Raw genomic sequence first — 15481 nt, 5'->3', positions numbered from 1 at the left:
GATAACCTTGGGGCATGCCCGAGCACACCGCAGCAGCACAGCACTGGCCCGCTCCCGTCGCCGACCGTCCGGTCCGCGCCCGACTCACCCTGCCCGGATCGAAGTCGGTGACCAACCGCGCACTCATCCTGGCCGCGCTGTCGCAGACGCCGTGCCTGGTGCGCCGTCCCCTGAACAGCCGGGACAGCGAACTGATGGTGGGGGCGCTGCGGGCGCTGGGCACCGTCGTCGTCGAACGCGGCGACGACCTCGTGGTCACGCCCGCCCCTCTGCGCGGTCCGGCCTCGGTGGACGTCGGCAACGCGGGCACCGTGATGCGGTTCGTGCCCCCGGTGGCCGCGCTGGCCGCGGGCGACGTGCACTTCGACGGCGACCCCCGGGCCCGCGAACGGCCCGTCGGCGAGCTGTTGGCGGCCCTGCGCGCGCTGGGCGCCGCCATCGACGACACCGACGGCGCCCTGCCCATGACCGTGCGCGGGACCGGCCGGGTCCGGGGCGGCGACGTCGTCCTGGACGCCTCGGGCTCGTCCCAGTTCGTGTCGGCGCTCCTGCTGGCCGGCGCCCGGTTCGAGCGGGGTGTGCGGGTGCGTCACGAGGGCGCGCCGGTGCCCTCCCGCCCACACCTGGACATGACGGTGGAGATGCTGCGCGCCGCCGGGGTGACCGTGACGGTCGGCGATGACGTGTGGGCGGTGGAGCCGGGGCCGATCAAGGTCACCGAGATCACCGTGGAACCCGACCTGTCCAACGCGGCCCCGTTCCTGGCCGCCGCCCTGGTCACCGACGGCGAGGTGACCATCGACGGTTGGCCGGAGCGCACCACCCAGCCGGGCGACCACCTGCGTTCTCTGTTCACCCGGATGGGCGGCGAGGTGGAGTGGGCCGACGGCGCCCTCACCCTGCGCGGCACCGGTCGGGTCCTGGGTCTGGAGGCGGACCTGCGGGAGGTGGGCGAACTGACGCCCACCATCGCCGCGGTGGCCGCCCTGGCCTCGACGCCGTCCCGGCTGACCGGCATCGCGCACCTGCGTCGACACGAGACCGACCGCATCGCCGCGCTGGCCACCGAGATCAACCGGTTGGGCGGTGCGGTCGAGGAGCTGCCCGACGGCCTGATCATCGAGCCCCGGCCGCTGCGCGGCGGCGTCTTCCACTCCTACGACGATCACCGCATGGCCACCTCCGGCGCCGTCATCGGGCTCGCGGTGCCCGGAGTGGAGGTGGAGAACATCGCCACCACCCGCAAGACCCTGCCGGACTTCCCCGGTCTGTGGGCGGAGGCCCTGGCATGAGCGGTATCCGGGGCGGGGGACGCCACCTCGACGAGGACGACATCCGGGTGCGCGCCCGGGGCGGTTCGCGCCCCCGCACCCGCACCCGCCCCAAACACGAGAACGCGGTGGAGGGCCTGGTCACCGCCGTGGACCGGGGACGGTACCGCTGTCTGGTCGAGGGCAACCGGATCGTGGCCATGAAGGCCCGCGAACTCGGCCGCGGGTCGATCGTGGTGGGCGACCGGGTGGACGTGGTCGGCGACCTCTCGGGGCTCCCGGACACCCTGGCGCGCATCGTGCGGGTCAAGGAGCGCAGCTCGGTGCTGCGCCGCACCGCCGACGACACCGACCCGGTGGAGCGGATCATCGTGGCCAACGCGGACCGGCTGGCGATCGTGTGCGCCCTGGCGGACCCGGCCCCCCAGCCCCGGTTCGTGGACCGGTGCCTGGTGGCCGCCTACGACGCCGGGCTGACCCCGCTGCTGTGCCTGACCAAGGCCGACCTGGCGAGCCCCGACGAACTCCTCCAGGTGTACGCGCCGCTGGGCGTGCCCTACGAGGTGCTCAGTCCGGACGGCGACCTCACCGGGTTGGCGGAACAGCTGGCCGGACGCACCACCGTGCTCGTCGGGTCCTCGGGCGTGGGCAAGTCGACCCTGTTCAACCGGCTCATCCCGGGCACCGATCGGGCGGTGGGCCACGTCAACGCGGTCACCGGCCGGGGACGGCACACCTCGACCTCGGCGGTCGCGCTGCCGTTCGAGGGCGGATGGCTGATCGACACCCCCGGGGTGCGCAGTTTCGGGCTGGCGCACATCTCCCCGGAGACCATCGTCGAGGGTTTCCCCGACCTGGCCGACCTCGCCTCGGACTGCCCGGCGGGATGCACCCACCAGGCCGACGCCGAGGACTGCGCCGTCGAGGCGGCCCTGGCGCGGGGCGGGGCCGACCCGGCCCGGGTGGCATCGCTGCGCAGGCTGCTGGCGAGCCGCGAGGGCGATGTCGAGGAGGAACACGAGCGGGAGCCCTGATCCCACCCACCGCGGCCCCTCCGCTCCACCCGCCCGCCGACCTCAGCGGACGGCCCGCGGCCGGCGCTCCTCCTCCCCCGGGACGTCCTCCTGCCCGGGGTCCGGAACCCCGCCGGCGCCTCCGCCGGTGGGGTTCCGGCCGATGACGTGCCGTTCCCCCAGTCGCCCAGGGGTTCCAGAGCCTCGTTGAGGGAGACGCCGAGCGGGGTCAGGGAGTACTCCACCCGGGGCGGAACCTCGTCGAAGTCCTCTCGACGGACGATCCCGTCCTCCTCCATCTCGCGCAGGTGGGCGGCGAGGACCTTCTCGGAGACGCCGTCCAGGGTGCGGCGCAGTCCACCGAACCGGTGCGGGCGCTCGCCCAGCGCCCACAGGATGACGATCTTCCACTTGCCGCCGATCACGTCCATGGCGGCGGAGGTCCCGCAGTGATACGACCCCGGACGGCGAAGAGCCACCGTGTTCCCCCTTCCTGCACGCTCACCCCGGGGTGAGCACCCACTTCGAAGTGCGTACTTGTGGGCGTTCCCGCCCGGCGCGAGCCTAGTCGACATGACGGACAACACCCTTGACCCGACCCGCGTCGTCCTGCTCGGACTGGGCGACATGGGCGCCGCGTTCGGCCGCGCCTGGCTCGCCGCCGGCCGCCCCCTCACCGCCTGGAATCGCACCGCGTCCCGTGCCGAGCCCCTGGCCGCCGCCGGTGCCGACGTGGCCGTCGATCCGGCCGCGGCGGTGGCCGCCGGGCGGCTCATCGTCACCTGCCTGCTCGACGACGCCTCCGTCGGCTCCGTGCTGGAAGGGGTGGACCTGACCGGCAAGGACCTGGTGGACATCACCACCGGCACCCCGGAGGAGGCGCGCGCCCGCGCGGAGTGGGCCACCGCGCGCGGGGCCCGGTTCGTCAGCGGCGGGATCATGGCCGTCCCGCCGATGGTGGGCGTCGCGGAGTCGGGCGCCTACACGTTCTACAGCGGATCGACGGAGGCGTTCGCCGAGCACGAGAAGACGTTGGCGGTGCCCACCGGCACCCGGTTCTCGGGAGAGGACCCGGGCCTGGCCGCCCTGTTGGACGTGGCCCTGCTCAGCGCCATGAACGGCATGTTCGCCGGGATCACCCATGCCTTCGCGCTGACCCGGAGGTCGGGGGTCCCGCTCGGAGAGGTCGCCGGGCTCCTTGAGGGCTGGGTGGGAGCGATGCTGTCGGACGCCGCCGGCGGGTTCGCCGAGCGGTTGGAGGGCGGCGACCTCACCACCGGGGTGGTCTCCAACCTGGCCATGCAGTCGCAGGGCTACGACACCCAGCTGCGCACCGCGGAGGAACAGGGGATGAGCACCGAACTGCTGCGCCCCTACGCCGACCTCATGGAACGGCACGTCGCCGACGGACACGGGGACCAGGACGGCGCCGGGCTGGTCGACCGGCTCCTGCGGGACCCGGCCTGAGCGGGGTTCACAGGTCGACGGTGCCGCCACAGCGCCAGTAATGGACGCGGTCGTGCTCCAGGAACCCCTCGTCCACCAGGCCCCGGCGCAGCGCCGGGACGTCGGCGCTGAACACGCCGATCACCTCGTTGACCCGGGCCTCGGTGTACCGGACGCCGGGTTCGAACGCCCGCGCCACCCGGTCGAGCAGGAGCAGTCGCGCGGGGCGGCGCACCGGGATGGACGTGATCCGTCCCTCACGGATGTACGCCCGCAGCTCCTCGCCCGCGTCCTCTCCGGTCAACACCCCTCCCGGTGGCCGACCAGCAGCATTCCGTGCGTCACCGTCTCCACCCGGCGCGCCGCCTCGGCGGGATCGATGGGCTGGAGGGCGTAGGACACGGTGAGACGCACACCGACGTCGGCGACCGCCTCGGCCACGGCCGGATCGAGGTCGGGCCGGTTCTCGCGCAGGGAGGCCGCGATGCGGTCGCCGAGCACCCCGAGCAGGGGGCGGGAGCGGGTGGTCAGGACCGGCAGCAGTTCGCGGTCACCGGTGACCACCGCGTGCAGCAGCGGGTTGTCCCGAGCGGTGTCCAGGATGAGACGCGCGGTCCGGCTCACGGTGTGGGCCGGATCGCCGTGCTCGACGGCCAGGACCCGCATCACCCCGTCGAGCAGTGCGTTGACCTCGCGCACGACGACGGCCTGGAGCAGCCCCTCCTTGCTGCCGAACACGTTGTACAGGGTCTGGCGGGACACCTGGGCCGCGGCCGCGATGTCGGCCATGCGCCGCTCGCCCCACCCCCCGGAGACGACCTCGGCGTAGGCGGCGTCCATCAGCCGTTCCCGGACCGGTCCGCCCTGTCTGGTATCCATTCCCCCATGGTCGCACCCGACCGCGTCGACTCCCACCCCCCGTGTCCGCCCCCGGAGGAGCCTTCTCGACAACACTCCGATCACTCGGGTGGAGCCCCTTGGCCATGTCCGCGCCCGGGAGGGTAGCGTTACCGCCCATGCTGTCCTTTGACGATGATCTGCGACTGGCCCACGTGCTCGCCGACGCCGCCGACGACATCGCGCTCAAGCGGTTCCGCGCGCTGGACCTGGTGGTCGACACCAAACCCGACCTGACCCCGGTGACCGAGGCGGACCGCCTGGTCGAGGAGACGCTCCGCGGTGTGCTGTCGCGTGCCCGTCCCCGGGACGCCGTGGTGGGCGAGGAGTACGGCAAGACCGGCAACAGCAACCGCGTGTGGGTGATCGACCCGATCGACGGCACCAAGAACTACGTACGCGGCGTTCCGGTGTGGGCCACGCTCATCGCCCTGTTGGAGGGCGACCGGCCGGTGGTCGGCGTGGTCTCGGCCCCGGCGCTGTACCGCCGCTGGTGGGCCTCCCTGGGCGGCGGCGCCTGGCAGGGGCGGAGCCTGTCCAAGGCATCGCGTTGCAGCGTGTCGAAGGTCTCCGAGCTGTCGGACGCCTCACTGAGCTTCTCGTCCCTGACGGGTTGGGAGGAGCAGGGTCGGCTGGAGTCGTTCCTGGGCCTGACCCGGTCGGTGTGGCGCACCCGCGCCTACGGCGACTTCTGGTCGCACGTGATGGTCGCCGAGGGTGTGGTGGACATCGCCGCCGAGCCGGAGCTGTCGCTGTGGGACGCCGCACCGCTGCCGATCATCCTGGAGGAGGCGGGCGGCCGGGCCACGAACCTGCGCGGTGAGGGATTCGTCGACGGCGGGCCGCTGGTGTGCACCAACGGCGTCCTGCACGATCGGGCGCTCACCTGGCTGAACGGGGGCCCGACGCCGCTGCGTCCGGTGTGAGTCGGCGTTCGGTGTCGCGGAACACCCCGAGATCCGGGTTCCGGACGCACCGATCGACACGATCGGCATCGGCCATAACACGGAGAGTAGTAGCGTGTCATGTGTGCCGACGCTCACTCCTCTCTCAGGTCGCCTGGGTGCGACCGCCGTGCTGCTGCTCACCACCGTCGCCTGCGGCGGCGGCCACGGCTACACGCCCGACGAACTCGACGCGATGATCGCGGACTCCGTGCGCGCGTCCGACACCGACGCCGCCCCCACCGCCCCGCCCGAGACCGTCTTCGACCCCGGCCTCCTCCTGTGCGTCCCGGCCGTGGACACCGCCGAGGTTCCGGGAGAGGGCGCCTGGCGCACCGAGGCACCGCGCGCGGACGTCGAGGAGGGCCCGGTCGAACTGGGGATCCTGCCGCCCGACGACGTCGACCCGGCTCCCGTGACCGTCACGGTCCGCACTCCGGACGATGACGTCCACACCCTGGAAACGGACACGGCCCCCGGGGAGTGGTCTCATGTCCGTTATCCCGAGCAGGGCGAGGGCGGACCACCTCCCGGCGTGTACACGGTGCTCTGGTCGGAGAGCACCACTGGAACCCCCTTGACCTGCGATGGTTTCGAAATGTGACGGCGAGCGGGACGGCTCTCCCCCCGGGCCCCCGCGACCGGGCGCCGAAAAAACAAAAATCCCCCAGTGATCATGAACCGAAACCCACGGGCTCCGCGATGATGTCCGTGAGGCACCGCCCCCGCGGGCCTTCACAACGCCGCCTTCGACGCGGCGTCACCCCACGCACACATTGGGAAGGGACCGTATGCTGCGTTCCCTCGTGGCCGGGATCCTGCTCGCCTTCGCCGGTTCCCGCGCCAATATCGCCAGGACCATCCTGTCCTGCGCCGGCATCGTCGTCGGTGTCGGTTCACTGATCGCCGTGGTCACCGCCGGCGACTTCGGCCAACGTTTCGCCGTCTCCTACAGCGAGGCCAACGCCGGCCGCCCCGCCACCCTCAGCGTCGGGCTCTGGGGAGGCGAGGTCACCGACGTGGTGGCCTTCGAGGAGGACCTCCACCGCGCCGGCGGCCAGGACGTGTCGATCTACCACTCCATCGGGAACACCTCCATGCGCTCCGGCGACCAGGTCGTCCGCGACGTGGAGTTCCGGGCCGTGGACGCCACCCTGGCAGACATCCGCCGGATCAACATGACCGAGGGCCGCTGGTTCACGGAGGCCGATTCCCGGTCCCTGGCCCCGGTCATGGTGGTCAACCAGACCCTGGCCGCCGACCTCGGCGACGTCACGACCGTCCAGATCGGCACCGACCACTGGATGGACGTCCGCGTCGTCGGGGTCTCGCAGAGTTCGACCCTCGACTTCGGCTGGTACAGCGCCTACCTGCTGCGCGCGCCCGCCACCGAGGAGCTGATCTTCGGCGAGGCCGTGGAGACCTCCGAGGACGGCGCCACCGCGCCCGTGTCCCTGAAGGACTTCGAGTACCTCGTCCGAATCGACCCCTCCGACACGGCGGCGGAGGACCCCTGGGGCACCGTCTTCTCCGATCGGATGATGTCGGCCTCCGAGCGCTGGGGTCCGGATCTGTCCGAGGACGCCCTCACGAGCTATCGGGCGGACTACGCCGAGGAGGTCAACGAGCTGATCACCTACCTGTCGATCGGCCTCATCGGCATCGCCGCCATCACCCTCACCACCGGCCTGCTCGGCGTGCTCAACGTCGGCCTGGTCACCGTGCGCGAGCGCCGTCGCGAACTGGCCACCTACCGCGCGCTGGGCGCCACCCGGTTCACCCTGTTCGTCGCCGTGGTGATGGAGTCGGTCGTGGTGTCGCTGGTCGCGGGTGTCCTCGCCCTGCTCGGCTGCTGGGTCCTGGTCACAACGGGCGGGGTGATCGCGGCCTCGTTCATCGACCTGCCGCCCGATGTGGCCCTCACCATCCCCCTGACCGCCGTACTGGTCGGCCTGGGCAGTGCCGCCGGTGTCGGCCTGCTCGCCGGAGTCATCCCCGCCCTTCGGGCACTGCGCTCGTCCGTCGTCGCCGGACTGCGGGAATAGGAGACACACGTGAAGAAGTGGATCATCATCGGCGCGGCGGCGCTGCTGTTCGTCATCGCCATCGCCGGTTCCGGGTACTTCCTGATGTCCCGACTGGGCGGATCCTCCGGAGAGGAGTTCATCTCCGACGGCGCCCTCGACGTGAACGGCGTCCCCTACCCCGTCGAGCTGGGCACGGTCGACTCGGTCATGGTGCTGGACGCCACCGTCCAGGCCGAGCCCGGCAGGAGCGTCAAGGCCAAGAAGGGCGGCCAGGTCGCCCACCTGTGGGTGACCGATGGCGCCGAGGTGGAGCAGGGCGCGCCCATCATCAACGTGAAGATCACCGAGGAGTCCGCGGCGGGCGGCGAGGACGAGGCGCCGGCCGCCCCGGTGACCCGTGAGGTCAGCCTGTACGCGCCCGTCTCCGGCAAGGTGTCGGGGCTGGCCGACGTGGAGGTCGGCGACGTGCTGGAGCCCGGCGCGGTCGTGGCCTCCGTCGCCCCGGACGTGTACCGGGCGGTCGCCACGATCCCCGCCAACGACCTGTACCGGTTCTACGAGGAGCCCAAGGACATCCTCCTGGAGATCAAGAACGGCCCGCCGCCCGCCCAGTGCGACTTCCTCTCCCTGGGAGCGGCCCGGGGCGACGGCGAGGAGCAGGAGAGCACCGACGAGTTCGACTTCTCGATGGAGGAGGGCGGCGGCGGTGGCGGTGGTGGCGGCGGCGAACTGGCCTGCCGGGTCCCCTCCGACACGAAGGTGTTCGAGGGCGTCCAGGGGAAGCTCTCGATCAGCACCGGCAAGGCCGAGGACGTCATCGTCGTCCCGGTGACGTCGGTGCGCGGCACCACCGGCTCCGGTGAGGTGATCGTGATCGCCGAGGACGGCACCGAGGAGACCCGCGAGGTCGAGTTGGGCGTCTCCGACGGATCGCTCATCGAGGTCGTCTCCGGTGTGGAGGTCGGCGAGCAGGTCATGGACCCGATCCCCCTCGACCCGCGCTTCGACGTCCCCGGTGCGGACGAAGGCGACGACGAGGACCACTACCTCGAAGAGGAGGGGATGTAGATGTCCGTGGGCATGCCGTCCCCCCTGGCGCCGGAGGCCGTGCCGCCGTCGGCGCCGCTTCTGCGCGTGGAGGGTCTGACCCGGCACTTCATGGTGTCGGGAACCCGGATCGACGTGCTGCACGACTGCACATTCGAGGTGCACCGGGGTGAGATCGTCGCGATCGTCGGCCAGTCCGGTTCGGGCAAGTCGACCCTGCTGAGCCTGCTCGGTCTGTTGGACAGGCCGAGCGGCGGGGAGTACGTGTTCGACGGGGTGAACACCAGCCGGTTGGGCGAGGGTCCCCGGTCACGGCTGCGCGGGGAGGGCATCGGGTTCGTGTTCCAGCAGTTCCACCTGTTGGAGCGGCGGACGGCACTGGCCAACGTGGGCGTGCCCTTGGTGCTCGCCGGGCAACCGGCGCTGCGTCGCCGGTCGCGCTCCCGCGAGCTCTTGGAGGCGGTGGGGCTGGGGCACCGTCTCCACTCCAAGCCGCACCAGCTCTCCGGCGGTGAGCAGCAGCGTGTGGCCCTGGCGCGGGCGCTCAGTCGCGACCCCGCGCTGATCCTCGCCGACGAGCCCACGGGCGCCCTGGACGCCGACAGCAGCAAGATGATCATGGACCAGTTGCTGGAGCAGGCCCGGATCCGCGACTCGGCGGTGGTCGTGGTCACCCACGACCCGAAGGTCGCCGAGCGGGCCCACCGTGTGGTGGAACTCGTGGAGGGCCGCACCCGCTGAGACCTCCGGGCGTCGTCGTCGCGTCCCCTCGCCCGACGGCGCCCGGAGCCCCCGCCCACCCGACCGATCCCGGACCGTGGGCGTGATGGTGGGGCCGCGATAACGGCGGAGGAGAATCCGCTTCTCCTGGAAAAGACTCGGGCCCGGAAATCCATTGGATTTCCGGGCCCGATTTCAGTAGCGGGGACAGGATTTGAACCTGCGACCTCTGGGTTATGAGCCCAGCGAGCTACCGAACTGCTCCACCCCGCGTCGTTGATCTCTACTTTAGAGGCTTTCCCTCCGGGCCGCAAATCGTTTCCCGTGAGGGGAACGATCGAGATCGGGCCTGATCATCCGGCTGCGAACTCCGGATGCGGGATGTTCGCGAAGAACATCTTCCCCCCGGCCCGTCCACAGGGAATGAACCGGGGAAAACACCGGACCCGGGAAATACATCCCGGGTCCGGGCCTTGGTAGCGGGGACAGGATTTGAACCTGCGACCTCTGGGTTATGAGCCCAGCGAGCTACCGAACTGCTCCACCCCGCGTCGTTGTGTCTTCAGAGTAGCGTGCCCTGGACGGGAACGCGAATCGGCGCGATACGAACGGGGCGGGACCCTTGCGGATCCCGCCCCGTGGAGTGCCGTGTGCCGGCGAACGGCTAGTCGCCGCCCTCCTGCTCGGCGAGGGCCTCCTCGATGGCCTCAAGGGCCTCACGGAGGCGCTCGTCGGCCTCCTCCTGGCCTTCGCGGGACTCCTCCCAGGCCTCGACCGCCTCGTTGAGGGCGTCGGTGAGGTCCTGGTCGCCGCCGGAGCCGGCCTCGGACTCGGGGGCCTCCTCCTCGGGGGCCTCCTCCTCACCCTCCGGTTCGGCCGGCGGCGCGGCGGCGCCGTCGAACAGGTTGCTCAGCGCGTCGGGGAGGTTGCTGCCGATGGCGACCTCCTCACCGAAGCCCACCATCACCTGCTGCAACAGCGGGAAGGAGGCGGCACCGCCGCCGCCCGCCTGCACGTACAGCGGCTCGACGTAGAGCAGACCGCCCGCGAACGGCAGGGTGAGCAGGTTGCCCCGGGTCACCTCGGCGTTGGACTGCTCCAATGGGAGCAGCACCTCGCGGACGTTGGCGTCGGCGTCGAAGGCGTTCTGGACCTGCCCCGGACCGAAGATGACCGTGCTGCGGGGCAGCTCCAGCAGCTTCAGCTGTCCGTAGTCGTCGGAGCGCGGGTCGCTGTTGACCGCCATGAAGGCCGCCAGGTTCTCACGGCCCCGGGGCACGTAGGTGGTGGTCAGCGAGAAGCTGGCCTCCTCGTCGCCCGGGTACTGGATGGTCTGGCGGTAGGGCGACTCGGGCCGGTCCGTGGCGCCGGTCGGGTCGTTGGGCACCGCCCAGAAGTCCTGGCCGCCGTAGTAGGCCGCGGCGTTCGTGACGTGGTACTCGCGCATGATCTCGCGCTGCACCTTGAACAGGTCGTCCGGGTAGCGCAGGTGGTCGATGAGCTGGTCGCTCATCTCGTCCCTGTCCTCGATGACGCCGGGGAAGGCGCTCATCCACGTCTTGAGGACCGGGTCCTCCTCGTCCCAGGCGTACAGCGTGACCGTGCCGTCGTAGGCGTCCACGGTGGCCTTGACCGAGTTGCGGATGTAGTTGACCTGGTTGCCGGGCAGCGCGCCGACCGGCTGGAGGGTCCCGTCCGTGAAGGTGTCGGTCACCGCCTGGGTGAAGTCGATCCGGTTGGCGTACGGGTAACCGTCGGACGTGGTGTAGGCGTCGACGATCCACACGATCTTGCCGTCGACGATCGCCGGGTAGGGGCGGCTGTCCACGGTGAGGAACGGGGCGACCTTCTCGACCCGGTCCAGCGGGTCCCGCTCGTAGAGGATGCGCGAGTCACCGGTGATCGCGCTGTTGAGCAGGATGTTGGGTTCCTGGTACTTGATCGCGTACAGGATCCGCTCGAAGAACGAGTCCAGTTGCACGCCGCCGCTGCCGTCGTAACGGTTGTAGGCCTGCGAGCCGCTGGAGCCGGCGGCACCGCTGTCGTCATCGGTGGCCTCCTCGCCCTCGGCGGGGGCCTCCTCGTCGGTGGTCTCGGTGTCGGCGTCGGCCGGGGCCTGGGCGTCGTCCGGGCTGGGGCCGACCTCCGGCTCGACCGCGTCCTCCGGAGTGGGGACGTCGGCGGTCTCGCCCTCTTCGTCGAGGGGGTAGTCGTACTCCTCCTCGGCCTGGACGATGACGTAGCCGGCGCCCTCGCGACCGTAGTAGACGCGCTCCTGGTAGTCGCCGACGACGTCGCTGAGCTCACCGCGCGGAGGGATGTTGTACTCGGTGAAGACCGGGCGGCCCTCGGCGTCGATCTGGGTGCCCGCGGCGGCCACGAACCCGTAGCCGTGCGTGTAGATCAGGTGCCGGTTGAGCCAGTTGTCCTGGTCGGAGGGCGGACCGTCCAGCTCGCGGACGGCCACGATCGTGTCGATCAGGTTTCCGTCGGCGTCCGGGTAGCGGTCGACCTCCAGCACCTCCGGGAACTGGTAGAAGCCGCGGACCTGCTGCATCTGCTGGAAGGTCTGCGAGACCACGGACGGGTCCGCCAGACGGACGGTGGTGCCCTGGGCCTCTTGGACCAGTTCCTCGGCGCTCAGCTCGGTGGTGGCGTCGTAGGCGACCACGTCAGCGTCGTCGATGCCGTACGCCTCACGCGTGGACTCGATGTTGCGCTCGATGTAGGGGCTTTCCAGGCGCTGCTCGTTGGGGTTGACCTGGAAGCGCTGGACGATCTCCGGGTAGGCCGCGCCGACGATCACCGCGGACAGCACCAGCAGGCCGAGGCTGGCCATGGGGACCATGGTGTTCTTGAAGTAGATGTTGGCGAAGAACAGCACGGCGCAGATCACCGAGATGACGGTGAGGATCGTCAGGGCGGTCTTGACGGCGTGCACGTCGGTGTACGAGGCACCGAAGGTGTAGCCGCGCTCGGAGAAGACCAGCCCGTAGCGGTCCAGCCAGTACGAACCGGAGCGCAGCAGCACGAACAACCCGAGCAGCACCGACAGGTGCACCCGGGCCGCGGGGGTGGCGCGTTGTCCGGTGTCGTTCTGAAGACGGACACCGCCGTACAGGTAGTGGACGATGACCGCCGCGATGAACGCCAGGATGACGGCGGCGTAGAGGTAGCCCAGCAGGATCCGTATGAACGGGTAGACGAACGCGTAGAACGCGACGTCCATCTGGAACTCGGGGTCGGTCACCCCGAAGTCGACGCCGTTGGCGAATTGCAGGTAGGAACGCCAGTCACCGCTGGCCGCGGCGCCGGAGAGGAGGGCCAGGGCGCCCACGGCGAGCCAGAAGAAGAGCTTGCGGTGCGGGTCGATGGACTGTCGGTAGCGGTCCAGGCCCTGCTGTTCCAGGCTCATCGGCCGGATACCGGGGCGGGCCCGGTAGGCGAAGAAGATGCTCGCGCCGACGATGACGGCCATCACCAGGGCGGCCACGGCGAACAGCAGCACCCGTGTCCAGAGTTCGGTCAGGAAGACCGAGGTGTAGCCGACGGACTGGAACCACATGTAGTCGGTCCAGAAGTTCGCGGCGAACATCAACCCCGCGATGATGACGACCACGGTCGCCGCGACTGGCGCGAGCAACCTTGATCGACGAGGCATGCGCGCAGGTGGTGCGCCGGGCGATCGGAAGCTCACGCCTCCCCCTCGTTATGGCTTGATAGGTGCGTTCGGTGCGCGTGCAGCGCCTTGTTAACGGAGAACTTCACTTAGGCCCTTCGGAGTTCCCGAAATCCGTCCTTCGGGGGTGACAAGGTCGCATCGTTGGTGTATCGGCGAGGCAACCCGCCGGTGCCTTTGTGACCCTACTGTCCGCGAACGGGAGCGGCGAGGTTCCCACATCGGCCACTATGGAAACGTGTCGAACATTCGCGAAGCCGTCATGGACCTCGAACGCCACGCAGCCGAGCAGGGGTGGGACCGACCGCTGGGGCTGTACGCCCTGGTGCCGACGGTCGACCTGCTGGCCGCCGAACCCGCCCTCGCCGAGATGCTGGGCGTCACCGGCACTCCGGATCCGAAGGAGTTGACGCCGGTCGAGCAGGATCCGCTCCCCACCGACCTGCCGTTGGAGGAGGCGCTGGGCCGCATCATGTGGCCGGAGGGGGTGGCCGGTTGCGCGCTGGTCATGGAGCGGCTGGTGGTGAAGGGCTCCGACGAGACCCTGGCCCCCGGTGAGGACGCCACGGCGGACGGCCGGGAGACCGAGGAGATCCGCATGGTCGCGGGCGTGCTGCGGGACGGCGCCCGGCACTGCGCGATGCGCATGCGCAGCCACGACGAGGAGAAGTCGGTGCTCAACGGCGCCGACCTGATCCCGGCGCTGACCTCCGCGCTGGCCCTGACCCTGGACCTGGACGGCTGAGGCCGTCGGTCGCCCCCGTCACCCACGACCCTCGGTGGTCGGGCCGGAGGCCGACGGCGCCTCGCCGTGGCGGGCGGCCCGGAGGCGGGGCCTCCCCCGCCCCTCACCGCCGCTACTCGCAGCGGGTCAGCTCGCCCTCACCGGTGCGGATGGTCTCCAGGGCCTCCACCGCGTCGGTGAGGGTCTCGACCCTCACGACCTCCAGTTCGCCGTAGGCGGCGGACTCGAAGACCTGGGAGCAGCTGTCGGCGGCGACGAAGAAGTAGCCGGCGCCGGCCCGTTGGGCGCTCACCATCTTCTGCTGGATCCCGCTCACCCCGCCGATCTCGCCGGCGGAGGTGATGGTGCCCGAACCGGCGATGGAGGCGCCGCCGGTGAGCCCCTCCTCGCTGAGGCGGTCCATGATGCCCAGGGCGAACATCATGCCCGCGCTGGGGCCGCCGATGTCGCCCACGGTGATGTCGACCTCGATGGGGAAGTCCATCTCGTCGGAGATGAGGACGCCCACGGCGGCCCGGCCCTCCTCGCCCGGTTCGGAGACCATCTCCACCTCGATCTCCTCGCCGTCCCGGTCCAGGGTCAGGACGACGGGCTCCCCGGGTTCGCGCGAACCCACGCGCTCCACGACGAGTGCGGTGCCGACGACGGTGCCGGGTTCGCCCTCGGAACGCGTCAGGACCTTCTCGCCGTCGACGGCGAGGACGACGTCACCGGGCTCGACCAGCCCGTCGGCGGGCATGCCCTCGACGGTGTCGCCGACCACGGGGATCGCGTCGTAGCCGAGGCCGAGCTGGTTGAGGGCCGCGGCGGTGGCGCTGGTCTGGGAGTCGTTCATCTGGACGGTCTGCCGCTCGCTGACCTCCTCGGGGCTGCGCCCGGCGGGGAACAGCAGCTCCTCCGGCAGGACCGCCTCCGTCGGTGACAACCAGGCGCGGACGACCGTGAGGAAGTCGAGTCGGCGCTGGGGGCCGCCGGCGTACTGCACCGTGACCATCGACAGCGAGCCCTCGTGCTCGTAGCTGTCCGCCCCGTCGATCCGGATGACCGGGCCCTCCTCGGTCCGGCCCACCGTGTCGAGGGTGATGCCCGGACCGGCCACCAGATAGGGCATCGGAAGGTAGCGGCTGCCGACCCCGAGCCCGACGAGAAGGGCGAGGGCGACAACAAGGGTCATGACACGACGAACCATGCTGCACACCTTATTGCCGTCGGTGTACGGGGTGCGTCAGGGCGCCCCCACCCACTCCTCGTCCCCGTCGGAGAAGGCCTGGTGCTTCCAGATGGGCACCTGTGCCTTGAGGTCGTCGATCAGCCGCCGGCAGGCGGCGAAGGCCTCCTCGCGGTGTTCGGCGGAGGCCGCGACGACGACGGCGAGGTCACCGATCTCCAGGTCGCCGACGCGGTGGACGGCGGCCAGCCTGACCACCGGCCGGCCGGGGACCGAGGTGTCGGCGAGCACCTTCTCCATCACCGAGCGGAGCATGGCCTCGACGGTGGGGTGCGCGGAGTAGCCCAGGCGGGCCACGTCACGGCCGTGGTCGTGATCGCGGACGGTACCGATGAAGACGGCGGTACCGCCGGCGCGGGGGTCGGTGACGGCCGCCAGGACCTCGTCCACCGACAGAGGGGTGTCGCGAACGGACGCGAGAGTGATCTGTTCCACGTTACGAAGGTACCAATCGTCCCGCCCCG

14 protein-coding genes, 2 tRNA genes and 1 pseudogene are annotated in these 15481 nt (G+C 70.8%); 9 read left to right on the top strand and 8 right to left on the bottom strand.

Annotation, left to right across the window (positions count from 1 at the left end; genetic code table 11):
• Positions 1-14 precede the first annotated feature (14 nt).
• Both aroA and rsgA read left to right on the top strand, forming a co-directional pair.
• Positions 15-1292, top strand: coding sequence for a 3-phosphoshikimate 1-carboxyvinyltransferase (gene aroA / locus RM479_RS24675; protein ID WP_311514091.1), 1278 nt, complete (start codon positions 15-17; stop codon positions 1290-1292).
• The gene (rsgA, locus tag RM479_RS24670; RefSeq protein WP_311514090.1) at positions 1289-2305 is read left to right on the top strand and encodes a ribosome small subunit-dependent GTPase A; all 1017 of its coding nucleotides are present in this window, start codon (positions 1289-1291) and stop codon (positions 2303-2305) included. Before aroA ends, rsgA begins: the two co-directional genes overlap by 4 nt.
• A gap of 209 nt (positions 2306-2514) precedes the next feature.
• On the opposite strand, the pseudogene RM479_RS24665 reads toward rsgA, so the two are convergent.
• Positions 2515-2715, bottom strand: a pseudogene (locus RM479_RS24665) (winged helix-turn-helix transcriptional regulator); the annotation flags it as partial.
• A gap of 142 nt (positions 2716-2857) precedes the next feature.
• Between RM479_RS24665 and RM479_RS24660 the strand changes: the two are divergent.
• On the top strand, positions 2858-3751 hold the full coding sequence (locus tag RM479_RS24660; protein WP_311514089.1) for an NAD(P)-dependent oxidoreductase: 894 nt from the start codon (positions 2858-2860) through the stop codon (positions 3749-3751).
• A gap of 7 nt (positions 3752-3758) precedes the next feature.
• Here the strand turns inward: RM479_RS24660 and RM479_RS24655 are convergent, their stop codons facing one another.
• Complete coding sequence (locus RM479_RS24655) at positions 3759-4034, bottom strand: DUF2087 domain-containing protein (protein ID WP_274808643.1); 276 nt, start codon at positions 4032-4034, stop codon at positions 3759-3761.
• Positions 4031-4609, bottom strand: coding sequence for a TetR family transcriptional regulator (locus tag RM479_RS24650; RefSeq protein WP_311514088.1), 579 nt, complete (start codon positions 4607-4609; stop codon positions 4031-4033). The genes RM479_RS24655 and RM479_RS24650 overlap by 4 nt, the downstream gene beginning before the upstream one ends.
• A gap of 137 nt (positions 4610-4746) precedes the next feature.
• On the opposite strand from RM479_RS24650, the gene hisN reads away from it, so the two are divergent.
• From hisN to RM479_RS24625, 5 genes are all read left to right on the top strand, one after another.
• Positions 4747-5553, top strand: a complete 807-nt coding sequence (hisN, locus tag RM479_RS24645) for a histidinol-phosphatase (protein ID WP_274808645.1) — start codon at positions 4747-4749, stop codon at positions 5551-5553.
• A gap of 103 nt (positions 5554-5656) precedes the next feature.
• On the top strand, positions 5657-6175 hold the full coding sequence (locus RM479_RS24640) for a hypothetical protein (protein WP_311514087.1): 519 nt from the start codon (positions 5657-5659) through the stop codon (positions 6173-6175).
• Positions 6176-6362: 187 nt separating this feature from the next.
• The gene (locus RM479_RS24635) at positions 6363-7616 is read left to right on the top strand and encodes an ABC transporter permease (protein WP_311514086.1); all 1254 of its coding nucleotides are present in this window, start codon (positions 6363-6365) and stop codon (positions 7614-7616) included.
• Positions 7617-7625: 9 nt separating this feature from the next.
• On the top strand, positions 7626-8666 hold the full coding sequence (locus RM479_RS24630; RefSeq protein ID WP_311514085.1) for an efflux RND transporter periplasmic adaptor subunit: 1041 nt from the start codon (positions 7626-7628) through the stop codon (positions 8664-8666).
• Complete coding sequence (locus tag RM479_RS24625; RefSeq protein WP_311514084.1) at positions 8667-9386, top strand: ABC transporter ATP-binding protein; 720 nt, start codon at positions 8667-8669, stop codon at positions 9384-9386. It abuts the gene before it with no gap.
• A 178-nt stretch (positions 9387-9564) separates the two neighbouring features.
• On the opposite strand, the gene RM479_RS24620 is transcribed toward RM479_RS24625, so the two are convergent.
• The 3 genes from RM479_RS24620 to RM479_RS24610 all read right to left on the bottom strand — a co-directional run bounded on the left by RM479_RS24620 (position 9565) and on the right by RM479_RS24610 (position 13026).
• A tRNA-Met gene (locus RM479_RS24620) sits at positions 9565-9638 on the bottom strand.
• A 201-nt stretch (positions 9639-9839) separates the two neighbouring features.
• Positions 9840-9916: transfer RNA gene (locus tag RM479_RS24615), tRNA-Met, on the bottom strand.
• A 113-nt stretch (positions 9917-10029) separates the two neighbouring features.
• A complete protein-coding gene (locus RM479_RS24610; protein ID WP_311514083.1) occupies positions 10030-13026 on the bottom strand; it encodes a UPF0182 family membrane protein in 2997 nt (998 codons plus the stop codon).
• A gap of 256 nt (positions 13027-13282) precedes the next feature.
• Here RM479_RS24610 and RM479_RS24605 point away from each other — a divergent pair, with 256 nt between their 5' ends.
• Positions 13283-13789: a PPA1309 family protein gene (locus RM479_RS24605; protein ID WP_311514082.1), complete on the top strand. Its 507-nt coding sequence runs from the start codon at positions 13283-13285 to the stop codon at positions 13787-13789.
• Between the two features lie 112 nt (positions 13790-13901).
• Here the strand turns inward: RM479_RS24605 and RM479_RS24600 are convergent, their stop codons facing one another.
• Both RM479_RS24600 and RM479_RS24595 read right to left on the bottom strand, forming a co-directional pair.
• Positions 13902-14963, bottom strand: coding sequence for a YlbL family protein (locus tag RM479_RS24600; RefSeq protein WP_311514081.1), 1062 nt, complete (start codon positions 14961-14963; stop codon positions 13902-13904).
• A 51-nt stretch (positions 14964-15014) separates the two neighbouring features.
• Positions 15015-15452: a molybdenum cofactor biosynthesis protein MoaE gene (locus RM479_RS24595; RefSeq protein WP_311514080.1), complete on the bottom strand. Its 438-nt coding sequence runs from the start codon at positions 15450-15452 to the stop codon at positions 15015-15017.
• Positions 15453-15481: the final 29 nt, after the last annotated feature.

It is taken from the genome of Nocardiopsis lambiniae (assembly GCF_031845465.1).
In the GTDB taxonomy this organism is placed as follows: domain Bacteria; phylum Actinomycetota; class Actinomycetes; order Streptosporangiales; family Streptosporangiaceae; genus Nocardiopsis; species Nocardiopsis lambiniae.
This window is presented reverse-complemented; position numbering and strand designations above follow the sequence as displayed.